The sequence below is a fragment of the Pseudomonas sp. AF32 genome, assembly GCF_022342325.2.
Lineage (GTDB): Bacteria > Pseudomonadota > Gammaproteobacteria > Pseudomonadales > Pseudomonadaceae > Aquipseudomonas > Aquipseudomonas uvaldensis.
Map to the genome: position 1 here is coordinate 1 of NZ_RQJK02000007.1, position 23,590 is coordinate 23,590.

The 23,590-nt window shown below is 62.9% G+C and carries 22 protein-coding genes; 17 read left to right on the top strand and 5 right to left on the bottom strand.

All coding sequences use genetic code 11. From position 1 onward, the window contains the following. Positions 1 to 232 precede the first annotated feature (232 nt). Complete coding sequence (locus EGM97_RS08565) at positions 233 to 1,507, bottom strand: glucarate dehydratase family protein (protein ID WP_238963170.1); 1,275 nt, start codon at positions 1,505 to 1,507, stop codon at positions 233 to 235. Continuing rightward, positions 1,504 to 2,901, bottom strand: coding sequence for an MFS transporter (locus EGM97_RS08570; RefSeq protein WP_238963171.1), 1,398 nt, complete (start codon positions 2,899 to 2,901; stop codon positions 1,504 to 1,506). Before EGM97_RS08570 ends, EGM97_RS08565 begins: the two co-directional genes overlap by 4 nt. Positions 2,902 to 3,008: 107 nt before the next feature. On the opposite strand from EGM97_RS08570, the gene EGM97_RS08575 reads away from it, so the two are divergent. Further along, the gene (locus EGM97_RS08575) at positions 3,009 to 3,905 is read left to right on the top strand and encodes a LysR family transcriptional regulator (protein WP_238963172.1); all 897 of its coding nucleotides are present in this window, start codon (positions 3,009 to 3,011) and stop codon (positions 3,903 to 3,905) included. Positions 3,906 to 4,023: 118 nt separating this feature from the next. Beyond that, entirely contained in the window at positions 4,024 to 4,458 is a 435-nt protein-coding gene (locus EGM97_RS08580; protein ID WP_238963173.1) for a nuclear transport factor 2 family protein, read from the top strand. A gap of 190 nt (positions 4,459 to 4,648) precedes the next feature. On the opposite strand, the gene EGM97_RS08585 is transcribed toward EGM97_RS08580, so the two are convergent. Continuing rightward, positions 4,649 to 5,572, bottom strand: coding sequence for a LysR family transcriptional regulator (locus EGM97_RS08585; protein WP_238963174.1), 924 nt, complete (start codon positions 5,570 to 5,572; stop codon positions 4,649 to 4,651). Between the two features lie 128 nt (positions 5,573 to 5,700). On the opposite strand from EGM97_RS08585, the gene EGM97_RS08590 reads away from it, so the two are divergent. Beyond that, positions 5,701 to 5,907 (top strand): tautomerase family protein, encoded by a 207-nt coding sequence (locus EGM97_RS08590; protein WP_013693518.1) that lies wholly within the window; start codon positions 5,701 to 5,703, stop codon positions 5,905 to 5,907. A 309-nt stretch (positions 5,908 to 6,216) separates the two neighbouring features. Then, the gene (locus tag EGM97_RS08595) at positions 6,217 to 6,951 is read left to right on the top strand and encodes an SDR family NAD(P)-dependent oxidoreductase (protein WP_238963175.1); all 735 of its coding nucleotides are present in this window, start codon (positions 6,217 to 6,219) and stop codon (positions 6,949 to 6,951) included. A gap of 47 nt (positions 6,952 to 6,998) precedes the next feature. Here EGM97_RS08595 and EGM97_RS08600 read toward each other — a convergent pair whose 3' ends face one another. Continuing rightward, positions 6,999 to 9,128: a TonB-dependent siderophore receptor gene (locus EGM97_RS08600; RefSeq protein ID WP_238963176.1), complete on the bottom strand. Its 2,130-nt coding sequence runs from the start codon at positions 9,126 to 9,128 to the stop codon at positions 6,999 to 7,001. Between the two features lie 99 nt (positions 9,129 to 9,227). Continuing rightward, positions 9,228 to 10,640 (bottom strand): aminotransferase-like domain-containing protein, encoded by a 1,413-nt coding sequence (locus tag EGM97_RS08605; RefSeq protein WP_238963177.1) that lies wholly within the window; start codon positions 10,638 to 10,640, stop codon positions 9,228 to 9,230. 131 nt (positions 10,641 to 10,771) lie between these two features. Here EGM97_RS08605 and EGM97_RS08610 point away from each other — a divergent pair, with 131 nt between their 5' ends. The 13 genes from EGM97_RS08610 to EGM97_RS08670 all read left to right on the top strand — a co-directional run bounded on the left by EGM97_RS08610 (position 10,772) and on the right by EGM97_RS08670 (position 23,548). Continuing rightward, positions 10,772 to 11,938 carry an MFS transporter gene (locus tag EGM97_RS08610; RefSeq protein WP_238963178.1) on the top strand — a complete coding sequence of 389 codons (1,167 nt, stop codon included), beginning with the start codon at positions 10,772 to 10,774 and terminating at the stop codon, positions 11,936 to 11,938. A 282-nt stretch (positions 11,939 to 12,220) separates the two neighbouring features. After that, positions 12,221 to 12,892 (top strand): GntR family transcriptional regulator, encoded by a 672-nt coding sequence (locus EGM97_RS08615; protein ID WP_238963179.1) that lies wholly within the window; start codon positions 12,221 to 12,223, stop codon positions 12,890 to 12,892. Positions 12,893 to 13,041: 149 nt separating this feature from the next. Then, positions 13,042 to 13,974 carry a 4-hydroxyproline epimerase gene (locus tag EGM97_RS08620; protein WP_238963180.1) on the top strand — a complete coding sequence of 311 codons (933 nt, stop codon included), beginning with the start codon at positions 13,042 to 13,044 and terminating at the stop codon, positions 13,972 to 13,974. Then, positions 13,971 to 15,086: an NAD(P)/FAD-dependent oxidoreductase gene (locus tag EGM97_RS08625; RefSeq protein WP_238963181.1), complete on the top strand. Its 1,116-nt coding sequence runs from the start codon at positions 13,971 to 13,973 to the stop codon at positions 15,084 to 15,086. The genes EGM97_RS08620 and EGM97_RS08625 overlap by 4 nt, the downstream gene beginning before the upstream one ends. Continuing rightward, the gene (locus EGM97_RS08630; RefSeq protein WP_238963182.1) at positions 15,079 to 15,315 is read left to right on the top strand and encodes a (2Fe-2S)-binding protein; all 237 of its coding nucleotides are present in this window, start codon (positions 15,079 to 15,081) and stop codon (positions 15,313 to 15,315) included. Before EGM97_RS08625 ends, EGM97_RS08630 begins: the two co-directional genes overlap by 8 nt. Further along, positions 15,312 to 16,568, top strand: coding sequence for an NAD(P)/FAD-dependent oxidoreductase (locus EGM97_RS08635; protein WP_238963183.1), 1,257 nt, complete (start codon positions 15,312 to 15,314; stop codon positions 16,566 to 16,568). Before EGM97_RS08630 ends, EGM97_RS08635 begins: the two co-directional genes overlap by 4 nt. 207 nt (positions 16,569 to 16,775) lie before the next feature. Next, entirely contained in the window at positions 16,776 to 17,528 is a 753-nt protein-coding gene (locus EGM97_RS08640) for an AraC family transcriptional regulator (RefSeq protein WP_238963184.1), read from the top strand. Positions 17,529 to 17,755: 227 nt separating this feature from the next. Then, positions 17,756 to 18,574 carry an ABC transporter substrate-binding protein gene (locus tag EGM97_RS08645; RefSeq protein WP_238963185.1) on the top strand — a complete coding sequence of 273 codons (819 nt, stop codon included), beginning with the start codon at positions 17,756 to 17,758 and terminating at the stop codon, positions 18,572 to 18,574. Between the two features lie 10 nt (positions 18,575 to 18,584). Continuing rightward, positions 18,585 to 20,354 (top strand): cis-3-hydroxy-L-proline dehydratase, encoded by a 1,770-nt coding sequence (gene lhpI, locus EGM97_RS08650; protein ID WP_238963186.1) that lies wholly within the window; start codon positions 18,585 to 18,587, stop codon positions 20,352 to 20,354. After that, positions 20,347 to 21,012, top strand: coding sequence for an amino acid ABC transporter permease (locus EGM97_RS08655; RefSeq protein ID WP_238963187.1), 666 nt, complete (start codon positions 20,347 to 20,349; stop codon positions 21,010 to 21,012). The genes lhpI and EGM97_RS08655 overlap by 8 nt, the downstream gene beginning before the upstream one ends. A 24-nt stretch (positions 21,013 to 21,036) precedes the next feature. Next, the gene (locus tag EGM97_RS08660) at positions 21,037 to 21,687 is read left to right on the top strand and encodes an amino acid ABC transporter permease (protein WP_238963188.1); all 651 of its coding nucleotides are present in this window, start codon (positions 21,037 to 21,039) and stop codon (positions 21,685 to 21,687) included. Further along, complete coding sequence (locus tag EGM97_RS08665) at positions 21,680 to 22,402, top strand: amino acid ABC transporter ATP-binding protein (protein ID WP_238963189.1); 723 nt, start codon at positions 21,680 to 21,682, stop codon at positions 22,400 to 22,402. The genes EGM97_RS08660 and EGM97_RS08665 overlap by 8 nt, the downstream gene beginning before the upstream one ends. Before the next feature lie 117 nt (positions 22,403 to 22,519). Further along, entirely contained in the window at positions 22,520 to 23,548 is a 1,029-nt protein-coding gene (locus EGM97_RS08670) for a trans-3-hydroxy-L-proline dehydratase (protein WP_238963190.1), read from the top strand. The last annotated feature ends 42 nt before the right edge of the window (positions 23,549 to 23,590 follow it).

The window sequence follows — 23,590 nt, forward strand, 5'->3', positions numbered from 1 at the left end:
GGAGGAGGGGCGAAATCTCCCACAGTCTGTACTGCGGCTAACAGTCAGAATCGAGCCTTGTCCCTCCTCCTCCCTTCAAGTCCTACCATACAAGCGAGCCCTGCTCGCGATGGCGGTGTGTCAGTTCATATAAATGTGACTGATCCACCGTAATCGCGAGCAGGGCTCGCTCCCACAGGGTGGGTGTCCAACATAAAATCTGTGGTGAACAGACAGGCGCCTCGACCTGAACTCAGAACCGCGGTTTGACGATTTTCCAATCCGGCCGGTAACGCTGCATCTGCCGCACATCGTCGCGCTGACGGATGCCGCAGCTGAGGAACTGGTCGTGCAGCTTGCCCAGTTGATCGCGATCCAGCTCCAGCCCAAGGCCCGGCGCCCGGGTGATTTTCACGCAGCCGTCGACAATCGGCAGCTTGCCGCCCTGGATCACTTCTTCATCCGGCTCCTGCCACGGGTAATGAGTGTCGCAGGCGTAGTCCAGGTTCGGCACGGCGGCGGCCACATGGGCCATGGCCATGAGGCTGATGCCCAAGTGCGAGTTCGAATGCATCGATACCCCCAGGCCAAAGGTGGCGCACATTTTCGCCAGGGCCTGGGTATCGCGCAGCCCACCCCAGTAATGGTGATCGGCCAGGACAATCTGCACGCTGTTCAGCGCCACGCTGCGGCGGAATTCGTCGAAGTCGGTCACCACCATGTTGGTTGCCAGCGGCAGGCCGGTTTGCTTGTGCAATTGGGCCATGCCTTCCAGGCCCGGCGTCGGGTCTTCGTAGTACTGGAGGTCATCGCCCAGCAATTCGGCCATGCGGATGGACGTTTCCAGGGACCAGTTGGCATTCGGATCGATGCGCAGCGGGTAGCCGGGAAACGCCTTTTTCAACGCCTTGATGCACGCCACCTCATGCTCCGGTTCCAGGGCACCGGCCTTGAGCTTGATGCTCTTGAAGCCATAGTCCTGGATCATGCGCCGCGCCTGAGCGACGATCTGTTGCTCGTCGAGGGCTTCACCCCAGCTGTCCGGCGGATACGGCGAGTCGATGTGTTCGGCGTACTTGAAAAACAGATAGGCGCTGAACGGCACTTCGTCGCGAATCGCCCCGCCCAGCAGATCCACCAGCGGTACGTTCAGGTATCGGGCCTGGAGATCCAGGCACGCCACTTCAAAGGCTGAGTAAGCATTGCTGACCGCCTTGCTCGCATGGGAACCCGGCGCCAGCTCCGCCCCGGCCACACTGGCCGGCCTCTGCGCGGCGACGGTGGCCTGAACGATGGCTCGCAACTGGTTGAGGTTGAACGGGTCCAGGCCAATCAACTGGCTCTGCAGTTGCTGCTGGATCGCCAGGGCCGGCGCATCGCCGTAGCTCTCTCCCAGGCCGATGTAGCCATTGTCACTCTCGATCTCGATGATCGAGCGCAGTGCGAACGGCTCGTGGATGCCGCTGGCGTTGAGCAAGGGCGGATCGCGAAAGGCAATGGGTGTGACGGTGACGCGTTTGATCTTCATACAGCGGCTCCCGATGGGCCAGGGTTCAGGGCTTGGTTTTTTTCCGGCAGGTCGGTGGGTTCGACGGTTTCGCGCCGACCGGACAAGGAATTGGGCGTGTCACGCCGCGGCGTGGTCCGGGCGAAGAAGATCACCACGGCGGCGATCAGCGAGGTGATCGCCAGCCCGTACAAACCGCCCTCGATGGAGCCGGTGGTCTGTTCCAGGAAACCGAACGCCGTGGGGGCGACAAAACCGCCGAGGTTGCCGATGGAGTTGATCAAGGCAATCACCGCGGCGGCGATACGGGCATCCAGATAGCCCTGCGGGATGGGCCAGAACAACGCCGACGCTGCCTTGAAACCGATGGCCGCGAAGCAGATCGCGACGAAGGCGAACACCGGTCCGCCGGTGGTGGACATGAACATACCGAACGCCGCGATCACCAGGGTGACGGCGACCCAGGCCTGCTGGAATTTCCATCGACTGGCCAGGGCGGCGAAGCCGTACATCGCCACGATGGAAATGATCCACGGGATGGAATTGAGCAGACCGACCTGGAAATCCCCCAGGCCGCCCATTTTCTTGATCATGCTGGGCAGCCAGAACGTGGCGCCGTAGATGGTCAAGGCGATGGAAAAATAGATGAAGCAGAACAATGCGATCTGGCGGTCGGCCAACAGCTTGAACATCGACGGCTTGATCACCTGGGCGGCTTCCCTGGCCCGTTGCTCCTCGGCAATGGCGGCGATCAGCACGGTCTTCTCTTCGGCCGTCAGCCATCTGGCCTGGCTGGGGTGCGATTGCAGCCAGAACCAGACAAACCCGCACAGCACGATGGAGGCAAATCCTTCGATCAGGAACATCCACTGCCAGCCATGCAGGCCCATGCCGCTGATATGCAACAAGGCACCCGACACCGGGCCGGAAATCACCGAGGCAATCGCCGAACCGCTGAGAAAAATCGCCATGGCCTTGCCGCGTTCGTTCGCGGGCAACCATTGGGTGAAGTAGTAGATGATGCCGGGAAAGAAGCCCGCCTCCGCCGCGCCGAGGATGAAACGCAGCACATAGAAACTGGTTTCGCCGCGCACGAAGGCCATCGCCATCGCCGCCGCGCCCCAGGTGAACATGATCCGCGTCAGCCAGGCACGGGCGCCGTAGCGTTGCAGCAGCATGTTGGAGGGCACTTCGAACAGCGCATAGCCGACAAAGAACAGCCCGGCGCCCAGGCCGTAGGCGGCGGCACCGATGCCCAGGTCGGTTTCCAGATGGCTGCGCACGAAGCCGATGTTGACCCGGTCGATGTAGTTGACGATGAACATCACCACCACCAGGGGCAGGACATGACGTTTGACCTTGGCGGCGGCAAGCGCCAGGGTGCTGTCATGCGTGGAGTCCGATACGTTACTCAAGGGAGCCTCCCAATCATTGTTTTTGTGGGGAACGGCTCGATGATGGACGGGGCACATTGTTCCCGTCTAATCTAACTTGGCACTTGATTGATACTCGGATTGAATCAATGTTCGAACTGGCCCAACTGCGCTGCTTTACCACCGTGGCGACTGAACTGAATTTTCGTCGCGCCGCCGAACGGTTGAACATGACCCAGCCACCGCTGAGCCGGCAGATCCAATTGCTCGAACATCACCTGGGCGTCGAGCTGTTCACCCGCAGCACCCGCAGCGTGGCCCTTACGGCAGCCGGTCGGGCATTCTTCATCGAAGCGCAGAACCTGTTGGAGCAGGCACAACAGGCCGCCGTGGCCGCGCGGCGATTCGCCCAAGGCGACATCGGCTCGGTCACCATCAGCTTTGTCGGCAGCGCGGTGTATGAATTTCTGCCCAAAGTGATTGCCGAGGCCCGGCTGAAGCAGCCCCAGGTGAAGATCGTCCTGTCGGAGATGAACACCTACCAGCAACACGAGGCTCTGCGCGCCCGCCGCATCGACCTCGGGATCGTCCGCTCACCGCTGCTGGAGACCGGCTACGCTACCGAATGCCTGGTGCGCGAACCCTTCGTCCTGGCAGTGCCCGCTGGCCATCCGCTGGCCCGCGCTGAATCCGTCAATGTGCAGGACCTCGATGCTCAACCCTTCCTCATGTACTCCCATTCCGCCTACCCGCCCTTCAACGAATTGCTCACCGGCATGCTCCGCTCGGCGCGGGTCGCGCCGCAATTCGTGCAATGGCTGGGGTCATCGTTGACGATCCTGGCGCTGGTCAACGCCGGCATGGGCCTGGCGCTGGTGCCCCGGTGTGCCACCAGCGTGGTGTTCAAGCAAGTGGTGTTCCGCGAGATCGACCTGGGTGAAGGGGTGCAGAGCGAATTGCACCTGGTGTGGCGCGAGGACAACGACAATCCGGCGTTCACCATGTTGCTGGACGGGATCCGCGGGGCGGTTCGCGAAGGGATGTGAGATCAACTACGGCCTTGGGCTATTCCCGTCGCCACAAACAAGTTGTACGATGACCGACGAGCATAGGCGATCATCGCCCGCTCTTTTGCCCCGACAACTACAAAAACAAGGAAAGATCATGAGAAAAGCCAAATTGCTGATGGGTTTCGTTTGCCTGTTCAGCGGTTACGTCGCCGCAGCCCCTGGCACAGCCGAGAAAGAAGTGGCTGAAGCGGTCGATCACCTGACCCAGGCCATGCTTCACAAAGACATCCCTCAGCTCCAGGCCCTGGCTTCCGAAAACCTCACGTACGGCCACTCCAGCGGCAACATCCAGGACAAGAAAGCCTTCATTGCCGATATCGAAACCGGTAAGAGCGCGTTCAAGACCCTGGAAATGAAGAATCAGAAAATCACCCTGTCCGGCGACACCGCCCTGGTGCGTAACCACTTCTCGGCCCAAGCGTTCAAGGGCACCGAAGTGGTCCCGACGGAAATCGAGAACTTCCAGATCTGGCAGAAGCAGAAGGATGGCAAGTGGCTGCTGATCGGGCGTCAGGCATTTCGGTTCTGAGCGCGGCTTGGCCTGAAAAACCTGAAGCCCTTTGATACCGTTGTAATCCATTGTGGCGAGGGGATTTATCCCCGTTGGGCTGCGAAGCAGCCCTGATCTGGCAGTGCGCAATGTTCAGATTGAACGCGTTGCAGGTTTTGGGACTGCTTCGCAGTCCAACGGGGATAAATCCCCTCGCCACAGGTTTACCTCAGGCGTTAACCCGCTGTTGCCGGTATTCCAACAGGAAATCCACGAACGCACGCACCCGTTGCGGCACGTACCGACCATGGGGGTACAGCAGAGTAAAGGGACGTGACCGACCGCTGTACGGTTGCAGCACCTCCACCAGGCTGCCGTCCGCCAGCTCCCTTTCGACGATGAAGCGGTAAGTCTGGAACAGCCCCGCCCCATATTTGGCCAGCGTCACGCCACCCAGCACGTCATCCGAACAGCTATAGCGGCCTTGAGCGAACACTTCCCTTTCCTTGCCTTCCACATTGAACAGCCAGGAAATCCGCCGTCCACTGCTGGGCAATTCGAACTGTATGCATTCGTGATCGTCTAGGTCTTCCAGGGTCTGCGGCGTGGCCGCCGTGCGCAGATAATCCGGGGACGCGACCACGACCAGTCGGGCATCCTCCAGCAACCGGGCGATCATCGACGAGTCCGGCTGGGCCCGCACCCGGATCGCCAGGTCATAACCTTCTGCGACGAAGTCGATGTTTCGGTTGCTCAAATGAATGTCCACGCTGACCTGCGGATACCGCGCGCGGAAGGCAGGCAACAGCGGCAGGATCCGGTGGTGACCGTAGGTGGTGGGCAGACTGATGCGCAGTTGTCCGGACGGCACCGATTGCGCGCCCATCACTTCCTGTTGCGCCTCGACCAGTTGCGTCAGGGCCTGTCGGCATTGTTCGAAGTAGGTCCTGCCGGCTTCGGTCAACCGGATACTGCGCGTGGTCCGCACGAAAAGACGCGAGCCCAGGCGCTCCTCCAGCCGGAAGATCGAGCGACTGACCGCCGCCGGCGTCACGCCCGCCACCTGGGCCGCCGCCGTAAAGCTGCCCGCCTCGGCCGCCAGGCAAAACAGTTCGATGCTGCCCAGCTGTAAGTCTTCGAAGTGCCGTTTCATGATTCGTTACACCGCGTATCAACTGAATATTCCAGATACCTGTTTATCAGTCCGGGGCGTATAAATACAGTGGCCTTCGGTTGCGCGGGAATCTTCCTGCGCTCATTTCTCACCAGCAGGAGTGCAATATGCCTTTCGTCAACGTACGCATCACCCGCGATGGCGTGACCCGCGAACAAAAAGCCCAAGTGATCTCGGAAATCACCGAAACCCTCCAGCGCGTGCTGGGCAAGGACCCGCACCTGACCCATATCGTGATTGAGGAAGTCGACACGGATAACTGGGGGTATGCGGGGATGACGACGACGGCGTATCGAAGTCTTCCAAAAGAGTGATGAGTGGTTTTGCCCTGCTGAGCCCGGTCCAAGTGACCGGGCTTTTTCATTGGTTCTGCACCCCCCCGTGGGAGCGAGCCCTGCTCGCGATAGCGGAGGATCAGTCAAAGTTGCGTCGAATGACACGCCGCCATCGCGAGCAGGGCTCGCTCCCACAGGGGGTCGTGGTGTGGCTTATTTAATTGATTACACCACGTATCAACTCAAGTACCAGAGCCCCCATTTATCAAACCCTGGCGCAACAATAATCTGATCCCAACCGCCGCCATACCGGCACAACGGTTCAATTCAACGATCAGGAGTCACATCATGAGCAGCAAAAAAACCGTCATCATCACCGGCGCTTCCAGCGGCATCGGCCTGGGTCTGGTCAAGGCGTTTCTGGACAAGGGTTACAACGTGGTGGGCAATGCCCGCTCCCAGTCCGGCCTCGATGACGCTGCCGCCCAACTCGGCCACCCGGCCGGTTTCATCGGCGTGGCGGGCGATATCGCCGCTCCGGCTACCTCCACTGCGCTCATCACCAAAGCCATCGAGACGTTCGGTGCCGTTGACGGGTTGGTGAATAACGCCGGCTTCTTCCTGCCCAAGCCCTTCGTCGAGTACAGCCCCCAGGACCTGGAAGCGCTGCTCGACACCAACCTCAAGGGGCTCGTCTACGCCAGCCAGGCAGCAGCCGCGCACATGATCGGCCGGCAGCAGGGGTTCATCATCAACATCTCGGCGGCCGTGGCCCTGCAACCGAACATCCAGGTGCCTGCCGCGCTGCCGGTGTTGATCAAGGGCGGCGTCAACCAGATGACCCGCGCCCTGGCGCTGGAACTGTCACCCCACCACATCAAGGTCAACGCGGTGGCGCCCGGCATCATCGACACGCCCATGCACGACCCGGCCCATCGCGACTTCCTCAACAACCTGGCCCCGGCCGGACGCGTGGGCACCATCGAGGAAATCGCCGAAGCCGTGCTGTACCTGGCGGGTGCCGACTTCACAACTGGCGCGGTCTTGCCGGTGGATGGCGGGATGAGCACCGGCAAGTGGTAAAAAAAGAAAAACCCCGGAGGCAGGTCCTCCGGGGTTCTCACGAAGATTCAGAGCGTGTAGGAGATGCCGGCCTGCACGGTTCGCGGTGCGCAGGGATAAGCGTAGACGTTGCCGAAGGCGCCTTCTTCGTAGTCAGCGTCGAACAGGTTCTTCAGATCCAGATTCAGACGAATCCGTTCGTTGACCTTGTAGAAACCCAGCAGGTCGACGACGGTGTAGCTGTCCATGGAGAACGCATTCGCTGCGGTCTGGCCGGCCCGCTCATCGACATAGCGAGCGCCCATCCCCAGGCCCAGGCCCTTGAGGCCGCCGTCCTGGAACTCATAGACGTTGAGCAGGCTGAAGCTGTGCTCGGGAACGTTGAGCAGACGGGTACCGGACGGAACTCTGCTGTCCTTGGTCACTTCGGCATCGACGTAGGCGTAGCCCCCGATCACGCGCCACTCCGGTGTCAGATTGCCGGCCACGTTCAAGTCGAAACCACGGCTGCGCACTTCACCGGCCGCCACGCTGAACGTGGAATCCACCGGATCAGTGGTCAACACGTTACGTTTTTCGATCTGATACACCGCTGCATCGACGCTCAGCTGACGGTCCAGAACCTCCCACTTAACACCCATTTCGTAGGACTTGCCCTCTTCCGGTTTGAATCCTCCGCCCTGGCGACTACGACCGGTGTTGGGTTTGAAAGAGCGGGCGGTGTTCGCGTAGATCGCCACGGTGTCGGTCAGGTCATAGATCACGCCCAGACGCGGAGTGGTTGCGTTATGGCTGGCGTCCCAGTCCCCGTTCTTGGTAGTGAAATTCTCGTACTCGTGCTCGAACCGCTCGAAACGTGCACCGGCCAATACTTTCAACCGCTCGGTGAGCGCCACCTGGTCCTGGACGAACACACCCAGTGTCTTGAGCTTTTCGTGGTCGTTGGTCGGCGTTCGCGTCAACGCCGGGCGAGGCTGGCCATACACCGGATCGAAGATATCGATCGGGTAGGCACCAGCACCGGCCGCCGAGCGTTGAATAATGGACTTATAGTCGTAGTCCTCGTACTCGATACCCGTCAGCAACGTATGCTCGAACCCGCCAGTGGAGAAGTGCCCGGTGAGGTTGAGCTGGGTGTCCCGGTCGGTCCATTCCAGCTTGCGATAGTTGAAGTTGCGCCCCAGGGTACGCCCGTCGGCAGCGATGCCGTTGCCTTCCACCGCGTTGCCCTGCAAGGTGCCGTCGAGCCACTGGGTGCCGCCGGCCAGGGTCCAGTCGTCGTTGAGCATGTGTTCGAAGCGCACCTGCAACATATTGTTGTCGTTGTGCAGCTTGCCGGCGTCTTTTTCGCCGAAGAAGGTATCGCGCGAGGCGGTGCCGCGTTGGCCGGGGTAATGGGTCAGGCCACGGTCCAGCGGCGCATTGTTGCGCATGAAATCGCCTTCGAAGGTCAGGCGCGTGGTGTCGTTGAGCTGCCAGGTGACCACGGGCGCGACGCCATAGCGCTCGGTTTCGACGTGATCGCGGAAGGTGTCGCCGCCCTCGCCTATCACGTTCAGCCGGTAAGCCAGGCGGCCCTCTTCGTCCAGCGGCCCGGAGGCGTCCAGGGTACCTCGACGCATCCCCTGGTCATTGACCTGACTGCCCAGCGTCACCGTGCGCTCGGCCAATGGTTGTTTGGACACCACGTTGAATGTCCCGCCCGGGTCGCCACGGCCATACAGCATCGTCGCCGGGCCGCGCAGTACCTCCAGCCGCTCGATGGTGTTGGCGTCGGGCATGTTCGGGTAACCACGGTTGATCGGGAAGCCGTTGCGGTAGAACTCACCGGTGGTGAAACCGCGCACCGTGAACGTGGTCAGGCCCTGGCCCCCGAAGTTGTTGGCCCGCCCCACCCCGCCCGCGTAATCGAGAGCATCCTGCAAGCGCGTGGCGCCGAGGTCTTCAACCACATCACGGGACACCACGGAAATGGATTGCGGCGTTTCGTGGATCGCCGTATCGGTGCGGGTTGCGCTGGCGGAACGGGTGGCGTGGTAGCCCTTCACCGGACCTTTTGCAGTCTCGTCATCAGCACGCCCGACGACGTCGGTGGCTTGCAGTTCCAGGGTTGCCGGGCTGGCCGCGACGGGCTCCTCTGCCCAGGAGGATAAGGAATAAGCCTGAAGCACACACAGTGAAACGAGAATCCGACGCATCGATGCACAATCCTAATGACAGAACACCGGCCACCTGAGGCCGACAAGAATGTGTCGCGGAAGATACAGCAACTCATTCCTGTTTGATATCTATTCCCATTAGTATCTTTCTGATCGCTCCAGTCTGTGGGAGCAAAATGACTCCTCCTCTACCCGCTGAAAAAACCTTTGTGCGCGAACATCCTGGACGTACGCCACATTCAGCCGCAACCAGTCGCACGCCTCCCCCGCCGGCATGAAGCGGGCGCCGTTGGACAGCTGGACCTGCGTTTCACGCGCAATCTGCTGCACCTGCCCGTTCTCCAGATGCCGAGGCCGGGCCCAGACGAACAGCCCTCCTGTCGGCTCGGCGAACACCTCCCAATGGCCCTTGTCCAGCAGGCGAAGCGTACTCGCCATCTGTTTGTTCAGGCGCTGGCGCAAGCGTTGCAGCAGCTTGCGATAAGCCCCGTTGGCCAACAGGGTCGCCACGACATTTTCCGCCAGCAGCGAGCAACCGATGCCGGTCACCATCTTCACCTCGGCCAGGCGCTGGATGATGTCGGGTGGGGCGACGACATAACCGATGCGCAATGAACTGGAAAGCGTCTTGGAAAAACTCGCGAGGTAGATCACCCGATCCAGTCCATCGAGCGCGGCCAGGCGAGTCGTCGCGCCGTTCTGGAAGTCCGCGTAGATGTCGTCCTCGATGAGGCGCAAATCATGCTGGGTCGCCAGTTGCAACAACCGATAGGCCACGCTTGGTGTCAGGCTGGTGCCGGTGGGGTTCTGGTACATGCTGTTGATGAAGAAACAAGAGGGTTTGTGCCGCGCCAGCAACCGCTCCAGGCTTTCGATATCAGGGCCCTCGGCGGTCCTGGGAACCGCCAGGGTCCTGACACCGTGCAGCTTCAGCAGATTGAACAGGTTGTAATAACCGGGGCTCTCCACCAGCACCAGATCACCGGGCTTGAGCAGCGTGCGCACCAACAGGTCAAGGCCGTGGCTCGCTCCTTGGGTGGTGATGATCTGCCGGGGATCGACGTGGATATCAATCAGGCCCAGGCGTTTTTGAATGTGCTGGCGTAAGTGGGCGAAACCCAGCGGGGTGCTGTAGTTGAACAGGGCCTGGCTGTCACTGCGCACCACCTGGCGGATCGCCTGGCCCAGGTCGGTGTCGTCGCGCCAGGCATCCGGCAGCCAGCCACACCCCAGCTTGAGCTGCGTCGACGCATTATCGAACAACGACCATGGGCCATCGCCGGTCTCAACGTCCGGTTCCGTCGGGCAGGAACGCTGCTGTGCCACGAAAAAGCCCGAGCCATGGCGGGACTCCAGGACGCCGCTGGCGACCATCCGATCGTAAGCCTTGATGACCGACGACAGGCTCACGCCATTTTCCTGCGCCAGGGAACGGATGGAAGGCATCCGGGCGCCGGGACGGATGCGCTGCGCGTTTATCCAGCCTGTGAGGTGCGTCTCGAGCTGCCGGATCACGGGCACCCCGGCGTTGCGGTCGATATTCAGGTCCATGGCGGCGCTCTTGGCGAGGTGTTCTCGATTTTTTAGCGAACAGTTAAACACAAATGGTCCGGATGTGTTCCTTGTCCGTGTGAAGCCCGGACGTGATAGTCGCCCAAACGCCCTCACCTTCAGGAAACACTTTGAACACACAACACCGGCACGCGTGGGGACTGGCTTTCGGTCTCTGCCTGATCACCCTCGCAGTCAACCTGCAAGCCCCGCTCTATACCACCTACGCACAAGCCTCCGGCTATGGCGCCGGCGCTACGGCGGTGGCGTTTTCGTGTTATGTGCTGGGGGTGTTGCCCGTCCTGCTCGCCTTCGGTGGACTGCCTGACCGGGTGGGACGCAAACCCTTGATACTGATAGCGCTGGGTCTGTCGATGGTGGCGACGGTGATGACCTTGCTCTGGCCGAACCTGGTCGCGCTGGGCCTGGCAAGATTGATGATGGGGCTGGGCACGGGATTGGCCTCGGCGACATCGACGGCCTATATGAGCGAACTGCTGGCAAACGGCGATTCCCGTGCCTGCGCCAATCGGGTCACGGCCAGCACGTCCCTGGGCTTTGGTCTTGGCGCAGCGCTGACCAGCCTGTTCCTGCTGGTGTATCCCAGCGTCGTGCCGGGCAGCTTCTGGTTGCAATTGGGATTGGCCGCTATCGCAATGGCCGTGGTTTCACGACTGCCGGACCCCGCGCCGAAGACCCGCCACGCCCCCCTGTTGCGCCCGCCACTGTTTCCGGCCGGCAGCCTGCCCTATAGCTTTTCGATGCTGCTGGCCTGGGCCACCTCGGGCCTGGTGATCGCCATCCTGCCCTCGGTACTGGCCACCCACGATCTACAGCGCTGGTCAGGGCTCTCGACCTTCACGGTCATCAGTTGCGGCTTGCTCTTCCAGCCCTGGGTACGACGGATGCAACCGGCCCGCGCCACCGGATTGGGCTTGTTGGTCTTGCCCTTGAGTTACGGGTTGTTGGCCTGGGGAGCCAGCCAGGGATCTCTCTGCGCGGTACTGCTGGGAGCGCTGGGGGCCAGCAGCGCGTGCTACGGCTTTCTATACCTGGGTGGGTTGTCGGCGATCACGGCCCTGGCAGGGGCGGAAAAAGCCCGGGGCAGCGCCGGATTCTTTCTGTTCGCCTACGTCGGGTTCAGCATTCCGGTGGTGGTGACCGGGGTGTTGGCGGACCATTTCGGCGCTGATGTGGCGTTGGTCCTGTTCGGGGTGGCGTTGTCCTTGGGTGCGTTGGTCACGGGATTAGTCATTGTTCGGACAGAAGCATACGTAACCCACATGTCCCATGGATAACTCTGTGGCATGGATGACTCCTGTGGCATGGATAACTCCTGTGGCATGGATAACTCCTGTGGCGAGGGGATTTATCCCCGCTGGGGCGCGAAGCGGCCCCTGGAGCAACTGACACCACGCGTTGCCTGGTTTCAGGGCCGCTTCGCAGCCCAACGGGGATAAATCCCCTCGCCACAAGTTTTTCACCTATGTGGAGGGGTGACACCAGGATCCAGGACAGCTCGACACCCCTTCTGCCAAGTCGTATACCATATCCCCATCTCAGCCAGCCGACTCGTCGCCGTGACTCTATCCAAATTCAACCTGCCTGACCTGGGCAACACCCCCTCCACGTCGGAAATCATCACCCGCCACCTGCGCGACGCCATCGTGGCCGGGCATTTTGCCGAGGACGAGCGGATTCGCCAGGACGACATTGCCCGTCAGTTCAATGTCAGCAAGATCCCCGTGCGCGAAGCCCTCAAGCGGCTGGAGGCCGAAGGCCTGGTGATGTTCCAGCGTAATCGCGGGGCGATGGTCACGCGCATTTCCGAAGCGGAGCTGGCGCAGATGTTCGAGGTGCGGATGCTGCTCGAAGACAAAGTGCTGCGCCTGGCGATTCCGAACATGACCGAGGACACCTTCACCCGTGCCGAGGCCATCTGCCGCGAGTTCATCGGCGAGGACGACGTGGGACGCTGGGCCGAGCTCAACTGGCAGTTGCACGCCTGCCTGTACGAGCCGGCGCAACGGCCCTTCATGGTCAGCCTGATCCGCTCGGTCCACGACAAGCTGGAGCGCTACCTGCGCATGCAGATGAGCCTGTCGGCCGGCAAGGAACGCGCCGATCATGAACACCGGGAAATCGTCGACGCCTGCCGCGCCAGGGATGTGGACCGGGCGGTGCGGTTGCTGGACGAGCACATCGCCGGGGTTTGCAAGACCTTGTTCGAGTTCCTGCCGTCCAGTCATTGAGCCCACCCCAACACCCCCTGTGTAGCTGGATCTTGTGGGTATCGCGGCTGTGCCGATTTCGTCATGAGCACCGGATAAAACCATCAAGCCGCCGACCCTCGGTACGGGCCACGCTTGCGTTCACTCATCCGAACGGGAGCGGCTTGCCCATGAAACGCATTACCGTCATCGATTCCCATACCGGCGGCGAGCCGACTCGCCTGGTCATCGACGGCTTTCCCGACCTGGGCCGGGGCAGCATGGCCGAGCGCAGGCATCGGCTGGCCGAGGAGCACGATGCCTGGCGCACGGCCTGCGTGCTGGAACCCCGCGGCAGTGACGTGCTGGTAGGCGCGCTGCTCTGTGAACCGGTGGACCCGAAGGCCTGTGCCGGGGTGATCTTTTTCAACAACAGTGGCTACCTGGGCATGTGCGGTCACGGCACCATCGGCCTGGTGGCGTCCCTGGCCCACTTGGGCCGGATCGGCCCCGGCGTGCACGCTATTGAAACCCCGGTGGGCACCGTCCAGGCGACCTTGCACGAAGATCGCTCGGTCAGCGTGCGCAACGTACCGGCCTACCGTTACCGCAAGGCACTGAGCGTGGAAGTGCCTGGCATCGGCCCGGTGGTGGGTGACGTAGCCTGGGGCGGTAACTGGTTTTTCCTGATCGCCGACCATGGCCAGCGCGTGGCGGGCGACAATCTCGACGCGTTGACCGCCTACACCTTCGCCGTGCAACAGGCCCTGGAGCAGCAAGGCTTTCGCGGCGAAGACGGCGGCCTGATCGACCACATCGAACTGTTCGCCGAAGACCCGCACGCCGACAGCCGCAACTTCGTGCTCTGCCCCGGCAAAGCCTATGACCGCTCCCCCTGCGGCACCGGCACCAGCGCCAAATTGGCGTGTCTGGCGGCGGACGGCAAGTTGCAACCCGGACAGATCTGGCGCCAGGCGAGTGTCATTGGCAGCGAGTTCGAAGGTTCCTACGAACCGGCGGGCGAGCGCATCGTGCCGACCATTCGCGGTCGCGCGTTCATCAGTAGCGAAGCCTCGCTGATCATCGAGCCGGATGATCCGTTCGCCTGGGGCATCCGTCCGTGAGCGAAGCGCCTGTCGCCGACGTGATCGTCATCGGTGCCGGCATCATCGGCGCGGCGTGCGCCAGGGGATTGGCCCGGCGCGGCCTGGAAGTGTTGGTGCTGGACGCCGGCTGGCAGGGCGCCACAGCGGCCGGCATGGGCCACCTGCTGGTGCTGGATGACAACCCGGCGGAACGGGCCCTGACCCAATACTCCCTGCAACGTTGGCGCGAGCTCGCCCGACTGCTGCCCGAGCCCTGCGCCATGCGTAACAACGGCACCTTGTGGCTGGCCGCCAACGCAGAAGAAATGGCGGTCGCCCACGACAAATACCTGAATCTTTCGGCCCATGGCGAAGCCTGCGAGCTGATCGGCCAGGTAGCCCTGCGCCAGCGCGAGCCCGAACTGCGCGAAGGCCTCGAAGGCGGGGTGCTGATCAAGGGCGACGGCATCCTCTACGCGCCAGCCGCCGCTCGCTGGATGCTGGACTTACCGGGTATCCGCCAGCAACGGGCGCAGGTCAGCGAAGTGGATGGCCACCGGGTGCGCCTGGACGATGGTCGCTGGCTGAGCGCCGAGGCGGTGATCCTCGCCAATGGCATCCAGGCCACCGAGTTATGCCCGGAGCTGCCCATCGAACCGAAAAAGGGCCATCTGCTGATCACCGATCGCTACCCCGCCACCGTCACCCATACCCTGGTGGAGCTGGGTTACGTCACCAGCGCCCACAACGCCAGCGGTCCCTCGGTGGCGTGCAACATCCAGCCACGCCCGACCGGGCAATTGTTCATCGGCGCCTCGCGGCAGTTCGGCACCGTCGATCCGCAGGTGGAAGGCTGGATGCTGGCGAAAATGCTCAAGCGCGCCGTCGAGTACATGCCGGGGCTGGCGCACCTCAACGGCATTCGCGCCTGGACCGGTTTGCGCGCCGCCAGCCCCGACGGCCTGCCGTTGGTAGGTCAGCATCCGCAGCGCAAGGGGTTGTGGCTGGCGGTGGGGCACGAAGGATTGGGCGTCACCACGGCACCGGCGACGGCCGATCTGCTGGTCGCCCAACTGTTCAACGAAAAGTCACCGCTGGCTCCGGAGCCTTACCTGCCCAAACGTTTCCTCGGAGAGCCGGCCCGTGCCTGAATTATTCCTGGATGGTCAACCATTGTCAGTCGCCAGCGGCACCAGCGTCGCCGCCGCCCTGGCACTGGGCTCAGACGGCAGCAGCCGCACTTCGGTCAGCGGCCAGCGGCGGGCGCCCTTGTGCGGCATGGGCATCTGCCAGGAATGCAGGGTAATGATCGACGGCCAGCGGCGCCTGGCATGCCAGACAGTGTGCCGAGACGGCATGCAAGTGCAGACCCGACCATGAACGAAACCACCGACCTGCTGATCATCGGTGCCGGCCCCGCCGGCATGGCCGCTGCCCTCGCCGCGGCGAGCAGTGGCGCATCCATTGTGCTGTTGGACGACAACCCTCTGCCGGGCGGACAGATCTGGCGCGACGGCCCCCAAGCCAACCTGCCCACCGAGGCACGACGCCTGCGCGAACGGCTGCTCGCCTGCACCAACGTGCGCTGCCATCCGGGCACCCGCGTGATTGCTCGCGCAGCCGAGCAGACATTGCTGGTTGAGGACGCCGAACATGGCTGGCAGATCCGCTACGAGCGCTTGATCCTGTGCACCGGCGCCCGTGAACTGCTGCTGCCCTTCCCCGGCTGGACGCTGCCCGGCGTGACCGGTGCCGGCGGCTTGCAGGCATTGATCAAGGGCGGCCTGCCGGTACGCGGCGAACGGTTGGTGATCGCCGGCAGCGGGCCCTTGTTGCTGGCCAGCGCCGCCACGGCGCGGCACCAAGGTGCGCAAGTGTTGCGGATCGCCGAGCAGGCCGGTCGCGCTGCGGTGGCCGGTTTCGCCGCGCAATTGCCGCGCTGGCCAGGCAAGTTCGTGCAGGCGTTCAGCTTGTTCGACGGCCACTACCGCACCGACACCCATGTGGTGCAAGCCTACGGGGACGAACGACTCGAAGGCGTGCGCCTGCTGCAACACGGCAAGCCCATCGAGCTGGCCTGCGACCGATTGGCCTGCGGCTTCGGCCTCATCCCCAATACCCAGCTCGGCCAGGCCCTGGGCTGTGAGTTGGCAGGCAACGCCCTGGCGGTGGATAGCTGGCAGGCGACCACCCGCCCCGGCCATTACGCCGCCGGCGAATGCACCGGTTTCGGTGGAAGCGAACTGGCGCTTGTGGAAGGTGCCATCGCCGGACACGCGGCGGTCGATGATACGGCCGCCGCCCGACGCCTGTGGTCGCGTCGTGCACATTGGCAGGTTTTCGCCAGGAAGTTGAACAAGACGTTCGCCCTCGATGCACGGCTCAAAAACCTGGTCCGCGCCGACACCCTGGTCTGCCGCTGCGAAGATGTGGCCTATGGCGAACTGACCGGACATCCGAACTGGCGCGAAGCGAAACTGGCGAGCCGCTGCGGCATGGGCGCGTGCCAGGGCCGGGTCTGCGGCGCGGCGCTGGAACATCTGCTGGGCTGGACACCGCCGGTGCCGCGTCCGCCCTTCAGTCCGACGCGGATTGAAACCTTGCTGGAGCTGGAAGACTTCCCGCGCAACTGAACCCTGGTATTTGTGTTGGGTCTGCCGGCCTCATCGCGAGCAGGCTCGCTCCCACAAGAGGCGCGGGATGAACATGGCATTGGCGATCGGTCTCCACTCTTTGTGGGAGCGAGCCTGCTCGCGATTGCGGCGTGACAGCCGCCCATTTTTCGAATGACACTGCGCCATCGCGACCCCGCTCGCTCCTACAAAAGGCGCTGCCGGCCCATGTACCCTTCGCTCACCGCTTTCCCTCCTTGCGATCTCGACACCCTGCTGCGCAGCCTGCAACCCATCGCCCCGCTGCTGGACACCCTGTCGGACGTGGTGTTTTTCATCAAGGACCAGCAAGCCCGCTACGCCTTCGTCAACCAGACCCTGGCCCGACGCTGCGGCTTCAAGCACAGCGGCGACCTGCTGGGCCTCACCGCCGAGCAGGTATTTCCCGAGCGCTTCGGCCCGCTGTATACCGAACAGGATCGACGAGTCCTGGCAAGCGGTCGGGAGTTGGCCGATCAACTCGAGCTGCACCTGTACTACGGCAACCAGCCGGTGTGGTGCCTGACTCACAAACTCGCCCTGCACGACGCCGATGCACGGATCGTTGGCCTCGCCGGCATTTCCAGGGACTTGCAATTGCCCCGTTCCGCAGACCCGGCGTTCCAGAAGCTGGCGGCGGTCGACGCCCACATCAAACAGCACTTTGCCCGCCCGGTCAGCCTCGCCGAACTGACCGCCATCGCCGGGCTGTCGGTGGCGCAGCTGGAACGTCACTGCAAACGCATCTTCCAGCTCACGCCCCGGCAAATGATTCACAAGGCTCGACTGGAAGAAGCCTCGCGGCTGTTACTGGACAAACACCTGCCGATCACCGAGATCGCCCTGCGCTGCGGTTACACCGACCACAGCGCGTTCAGTCGCCAGTTCCGCGCGCTGACCAGCCTTTCACCGAGCCAGTTTCGCGAGAACCAGCACCGGTAGCCTGTTCCCTTGCGAGGCATCGGCGGCGTGCTTGCTCCTATCTGTAACACTGCGATGAAACAGGCTTGGATGCGGCTGGGCGACCATTCGAGGCGGTGCCTTAACTATCAATGACTTAAACACAGCGAGCGGTAAAACACCGAACAGGCACGCTGATTGCTTATTTAATATCGTATACGAAATCCTAACTACGATATTCAACGCACCCATTCGACAGCGAGGCACTTATGAAGAACCCTGCATTGGCCGTAGCGTTAAGCGTTGTCCTGACTCCCCTCTTCATCTCCCCGGCACATGCCGACAAGCTCGACGACATCATCGGCTCCGGCAAGCTGCGTTGTGCCGTGACCCTGGACTTCCCGCCCATGGGCTTTCGGGATGAAAGCAACAAGCCGGCAGGCTTCGACGTGGATTACTGCAACGACCTGGCGAAAGTGCTCGGCGTGGAGGCCGAAGTCGTGGAAACGCCGTTTCCCGACCGGATCCCGGCGCTCATCTCCGGCCGCGCCGACGTGATCGTCGCATCGACCTCCGACACCCTCGAACGGGCCAAGACCGTCGGCCTCACCGTGCCCTACTTCGCCTTCCAGATGGTGGTGCTGACCCGCGACAACACCGGCATCAACAGCTTCGCCGACCTCAAGGGCAAGGCCCTGGGCAACACCAGCGGCACCTACGAGGCCATCGCCCTGGAAAAAGACCAGAAAAGCTGGGGCAGCGGCAGCTTCCGGGCTTATCAGTCGCAGAACGACACGCTGCTGGCCGTCGCCCAGGGGCACATCGATGCAACCGTGGTGACCAACACTGTGGCGGCCGCGACCATCAAATCCGGCAAGTACAAAAATCTTAAAATCGCCGGCGACGCCCCCTACGTCATCGACTACGTCTCCCTCGGTGCCAAGCGCAGCGAGTACGGCCTGATCAACTACCTCAATCTCTTCATCAATCAGCAGGTACGCACCGGCCGGTACAAGGAGCTGTTCACCAAATGGGTCGGCACCGACATTGCGCCGACCAGCCTGACCGTTCCCCAGGTCTACTACTGAGGATCGGGGCATGCCAAGCACGCCTGTCCGCGTCGAAGGTCGCTGTCTGGTGGAGGGTGCCGCCCAGGGCACCCTGCTCTTCGCCGATGTAGGCCTGAGTTTCTGGGGTGGTGTGGACCCGGCCACCGGCGAGGTGATCGACCGTCACCATCCGCTGAGCGGCGAACGGCTGGGCGCTCGCGTATTGGCGATTCCCGGCGGGCGCGGCTCCTGTACCGGCAGCAGCGTGATGATGGAGCTGATCAGCAACGGTCACGCGCCTGCCGCTCTGGTGCTGGCCGAAGCCGACGAAATCCTGACCCTGGGCGTGCTCGTGGCAGAAGTGATTTTCCAGCGTACCCTGCCGGTCGTGTGCGTCGGTCGCGAGGCATTCGACCGATTGCGCGGCCAGGGCTTCGTGCGCATCGAAGGGAACGCTGTGACCTTGTCCGGGCGCCGTCCCAACGATGGTTGGCAAGGCACCGACGGTACCTTGTCATCGCCCCCTCCGACGGACGTTCAACTCACCGAGCAGGATCGGAGGTTGCTCGACGGGGCCCATGGCAAGGCTGCCCAGGTGGCGATGCAGATCGTATTGCGCATGGCCGCCATCCAGGGCGCGGAACAACTGCTGGACGTGACCCAGGCGCATATCGACGGCTGTATCTACACCGGCCCGGCGAGCCTGCGGTTTGCCGAACAACTGGTGCAATGGGGGGCGAAGGTACGGGTACCCACCACCCTCAATGCCATTTCCGTGGACCAGCGTCGCTGGCGGGAGCTAGGTGTCGACCCGGCCCTGGGCGAGCCGGCCAGCGCCCTGGGCGACGCCTATATGGCGATGGGCGCGCAGATGAGTTTCACCTGTGCACCCTACCTGCTCGACACCGCTCCCAAGGCCGGCGAGCAAATCGTCTGGGCCGAATCCAATGCGGTGGTCTACGCCAACAGCGTCCTCGGCGCACGCACCCAGAAATACCCGGACTTCCTCGACATCTGCATAGCATTGTGCGGTCGCGCACCGTTGGCCGGCTGTCACCTGGACGCCCGGCGCAAGGCCGGATTGATCGTCGAGGTGCCCGTGTTGGGCGCCGTCGACGACAGTTTCTATCCGCTGCTGGGCTACCACATCGGTCACCTGGCGGGCCGGAACATCCCACTGATTCGCGGCCTGGAACACGCCGCCCCCAGCCTGGACGACCTGAAAGCCTTCGGTGCCGCGTTCGCCACCACCAGCGCCGCGCCGCTGTTTCACATCGCCGGGGTAACCCCGCAAGCCCTCGCCCCGGATACATGGGACCCGGTTTTGCCGGTCAAAAACGTCGATATCGCGGGCCTGCTTGCCAGTTGGCGCGAGTTAAACAATGCCCGAGACAACCATGTGGATGTGGTTTCCCTGGGTAACCCACACTTTTCCCTCAGCGAGTTCGCGGCCCTGGCGAAGCTGTGCGCGGGTCGACATAAACATTCGCAGGTGATGCTGGCGATCACCTGCGGTCGAGCGGTACTGGAACAGGCCCGCGCCGGCGGGCATCTGGCGCCCCTCGAAGCCTTCGGCGCAACGCTGGTCACCGACACCTGCTGGTGCATGTTGGGCGAACCCGTTATCCCGCCCCAGGCCACCACGTTGATGACCAACTCCGGCAAATTCGCCCATTACGCGCCGGGCCTGGTGGGCCGCGGCGTGCACTTCGCCAGCCTCGCCGAATGCGTCGAGGCGGCATGCACCGCCACCACCAGCGGCCAGCCGCCGATGTGGTTACGCCCTGTCACTCGCCCAGGAAACAGATCCCATGTTTGACTACAGCTTCCAGTGGCGCCCCGCCCTGCGTGCCCTGCCCGATATGCTGGCCGGGGCGTGGGTGGCGTTCGAAACCGCGGCCCTGTCGATGATTTTCGGCGTGCTGATCGCCCTGGTGCTGACGGTCATGCGCCAGGCGCGCAACCCATTGCTACGCGGGGTGGGCAACGGCTGGGTTTCCATCGCCCGTAATACCCCCTCGCTGTTCCAGATCTACATCCTCTACTTCGGCCTCGGTTCCCTCGGGTTGCACGTCAGTTCATGGCTGGCGCTGCTGGCCGGGATCACCTTCAACAACGCCGGCTATCTGGCGGAGAACTTTCGCGGCGGCCTCAAGGCCGTGCCCGGCACACAGATGCGCGCGGCGCGTTCCCTGGGGATGAGTGCGTTCCAGGCCTACCGGATGATCATCGTCCCGCAGCTGTTGCGCATCGTGTTCTATCCCTTGACCAACCAGATGGTCTGGGCGGTGTTGATGACGTCGCTGGGGGTCGTGGTCGGCCTGAACAACGACCTCACCGGTGTGACCCAGGAATACAACGTCAAGACGTTCCGCACCTTCGAATACTTCGCCCTCGCGGCGGTGCTGTATTACCTGATCGCCAAATCGATCGTCGGACTGGCCCGGCTGCTGTCCTGGCGGCTCTTTCGTTATTAAAAGCATCGTTACTGAGGGCCCGTCATGTTTGCCACAAGCCTTACCGTCAACGACCTGCAGTTCCTGCTCGAAGGGGCCTGGGTCACGTTGCAACTGACCGCATGGTCGATCCTGCTGGGCAGCCTGGCCGGGCTGCTGTTCGGCCTGCTGCGGGCACTGGCGCCAAGGGCCAGCCTGCCACTGGCCTGGGTGCTGGATGTGTTTCGCAGCGTGCCGCTGTTGATCCAGTTCGTGTTGTTCAACTCTTTCAAGAGCATCGCCGGGCTGAACCTCAGCGCCTTTGCGGTCGGCTGCATCGTGCTTGGAATCTACGCGGCGGCGTATTTCACCGAAATCGTCCGTGGCGGCGTGCTGTCGGTGCCCCTCGGCACGCGGCGCGCCAGTCGCTCCCTGGGCCTGAGTTACCTGCAGGACCTGCGTTTCATCGTCCTGCCGATGGCCACGCGGGTGGCCTTTCCCGGCTGGCTGAACCTGGTGCTCGGCGTGATGAAAGACACCGCTCTGGTGATGTGGATCGGCATCGTCGAATTGCTGCGCGCCTCGCAAACCATCGTCACGCGCATTCAAGAACCCCTGCTGGTGCTGTGCATCGCGGGCCTCATCTACTACGTCATGAGCCTGGTGGTCGCCCGCCTCGGCGCACGGTTGGAAAGAAGGTGGCAGGAAAATGATTGAGATCGAAAACGTGCACAAATCCTTCGGCGATCTGGAAGTGGTCAAGGGCGTGAGCCTGACGGTGGACAAGGGCGAAGTGGTGTCGATCATCGGCGGCTCGGGTTCCGGCAAATCGACGCTGCTGATGTGCATCAACGGCCTGGAACCGATCCAGAAAGGCAGCATCCGCGTCGACGGCATCGAAGTCCATGACCGCGCCACGGACCTCAATCACCTGCGGCAGAAGATCGGCATCGTCTTCCAGCAATGGAACGCCTTCCCTCACTTGACCGTGCTGGAGAACGTGATGCTGGCGCCACGCAAGGTGCTGGGCAAGAGCAAGCAGGAAGCCGAAGCCCTGGCGGTGCGTCAGCTCGAACACGTCGGCCTGGGCAACAAGCTCAAGGCGTTTCCCGGAAAACTTTCCGGCGGCCAACAACAGCGCATGGCCATCGCCCGGGCCCTGGCAATGTCACCGGACTACATGCTGTTCGACGAAGCCACCTCGGCCCTGGACCCGCAACTGGTGGGCGAAGTGCTGGACACCATGCGCATGCTCGCCGAAGACGGCATGACCATGGTGCTGGTGACCCACGAGATCCGCTTTGCCCGCGACGTGTCCGACCGGGTGGCGTTCTTCTGCAACGGCCGGGTCCATGAAATCGGACCGCCGGAGCAGGTCATCGGCAACCCTGTGCTGCCGGAGACGGCGGCGTTTCTCAGGTCAGTGAAATAGCTGATGGCCCTATCGCGAGCAAGCTCGCTCCCACATGGGATTCAGGTGCGGCATCGTCCCCTGTGGGAGCGAGCCTGCTCGCGATGACGCCCGAACAGACAACACAAGGATCACCCCATGCGCTCATCAAAGATCATTCACATAGTCAGTTGCCACGCCGAAGGCGAAGTCGGCGATGTCATCGTCGGCGGCGTCGCCCCACCGCCCGGCGCCACGGTGTGGGAGCAGTCGCGCTGGATCGCCCGGGACCAGACCTTGCGCAACTTCGTGCTTAACGAACCCCGTGGCGGGGTGTTCCGCCATGTGAACCTGCTGGTGCCGGCCAAGGACCCACGGGCGCAGATGGCCTGGATCATCATGGAGCCGGCTGACACGCCGCCGATGTCCGGTTCCAACTCCCTGTGTGTCGCCACCGTGCTGCTGGACAGCGGCATCCTGCCGATGACCGAACCCCGGACGCACCTGGTGCTCGAAGCGCCGGGGGGGCTGATCGAAGCGGTCGCCGATTGCCACGACGGCAAAGTGCAACGGGTAGAAGTCAAGAACGTGCCCTCCTTCGCCGACCGCCTCGATGCCTGGATCGAAGTTGAGGGCCTGGGGTCGTTGCGGGTGGACACGGCCTACGGCGGCGACAGCTTCGTCATTGCCGACGCCCAAGGCCTGGGCTTTGCCATTCGTCCCGACGAAGCGGCGGACCTGGTGGCTACAGGCATGAAGATCACCCGAGCCGCCAATGAACAGTTGGGTTTCGTGCATCCGCTGAATCCCGAGTGGTCACATATCTCCTTCTGCCAGATCGCCGCGCCCATCGTGCACGAAGCCGGTATCGCCACGGGCACCAACGCCGTGGTGATCCGGCCCGGCAAGATCGACCGCTCGCCCACCGGCACCGGCTGCTCGGCACGCATGGCGGTGCTGCAGGCCAAAGGGAAGATGCAGGTAGGAGATCGTTTTATCGGACGCTCGATCATCGGCTCCGAATTCCACTGCCGTATCGACTCGCTGACCGACGTGGCCGGACGCCCGGCGATCTACCCGTGCATCGCCGGCCGGGCGTGGATCACCGGGACCCACCAACTGCTGCTGGATCCGGCTGACCCGTGGCCGCAAGGCTATCGGCTCTCGGATACCTGGCCCGGCGCATGAGCATCCCGAATTTCACTCACCCCTGTGGCGAGGGGATTTATC

Bases quoted from the DNA above. Each gene is read 5' to 3' on its own strand.
- lhpI (WP_238963186.1), top strand. From the start codon at position 18,585: ATGCCAAGCACGCCTGTCCGCGTCGAAGGTCGCTGTCTGGTGGAGGGT.
- EGM97_RS08565 (WP_238963170.1), bottom strand. From the start codon at position 1,507: ATGAAGATCAAACGCGTCACCGTCACACCCATTGCCTTTCGCGATCCG.
- EGM97_RS08595 (WP_238963175.1), top strand. From the start codon at position 6,217: ATGAGCAGCAAAAAAACCGTCATCATCACCGGCGCTTCCAGCGGCATC.
- EGM97_RS08645 (WP_238963185.1), top strand. From the start codon at position 17,756: ATGAAGAACCCTGCATTGGCCGTAGCGTTAAGCGTTGTCCTGACTCCC.
- EGM97_RS08655 (WP_238963187.1), top strand. From the start codon at position 20,347: ATGTTTGACTACAGCTTCCAGTGGCGCCCCGCCCTGCGTGCCCTGCCC.
- EGM97_RS08620 (WP_238963180.1), top strand. From the start codon at position 13,042: ATGAAACGCATTACCGTCATCGATTCCCATACCGGCGGCGAGCCGACT.
- EGM97_RS08600 (WP_238963176.1), bottom strand. From the start codon at position 9,128: ATGCGTCGGATTCTCGTTTCACTGTGTGTGCTTCAGGCTTATTCCTTA.
- EGM97_RS08580 (WP_238963173.1), top strand. From the start codon at position 4,024: ATGAGAAAAGCCAAATTGCTGATGGGTTTCGTTTGCCTGTTCAGCGGT.
- EGM97_RS08635 (WP_238963183.1), top strand. From the start codon at position 15,312: ATGAACGAAACCACCGACCTGCTGATCATCGGTGCCGGCCCCGCCGGC.
- EGM97_RS08640 (WP_238963184.1), top strand. From the start codon at position 16,776: ATGTACCCTTCGCTCACCGCTTTCCCTCCTTGCGATCTCGACACCCTG.
- EGM97_RS08590 (WP_013693518.1), top strand. From the start codon at position 5,701: ATGCCTTTCGTCAACGTACGCATCACCCGCGATGGCGTGACCCGCGAA.
- EGM97_RS08575 (WP_238963172.1), top strand. From the start codon at position 3,009: ATGTTCGAACTGGCCCAACTGCGCTGCTTTACCACCGTGGCGACTGAA.
- EGM97_RS08670 (WP_238963190.1), top strand. From the start codon at position 22,520: ATGCGCTCATCAAAGATCATTCACATAGTCAGTTGCCACGCCGAAGGC.
- EGM97_RS08585 (WP_238963174.1), bottom strand. From the start codon at position 5,572: ATGAAACGGCACTTCGAAGACTTACAGCTGGGCAGCATCGAACTGTTT.
- EGM97_RS08605 (WP_238963177.1), bottom strand. From the start codon at position 10,640: ATGGACCTGAATATCGACCGCAACGCCGGGGTGCCCGTGATCCGGCAG.
- EGM97_RS08660 (WP_238963188.1), top strand. From the start codon at position 21,037: ATGTTTGCCACAAGCCTTACCGTCAACGACCTGCAGTTCCTGCTCGAA.
- EGM97_RS08665 (WP_238963189.1), top strand. From the start codon at position 21,680: ATGATTGAGATCGAAAACGTGCACAAATCCTTCGGCGATCTGGAAGTG.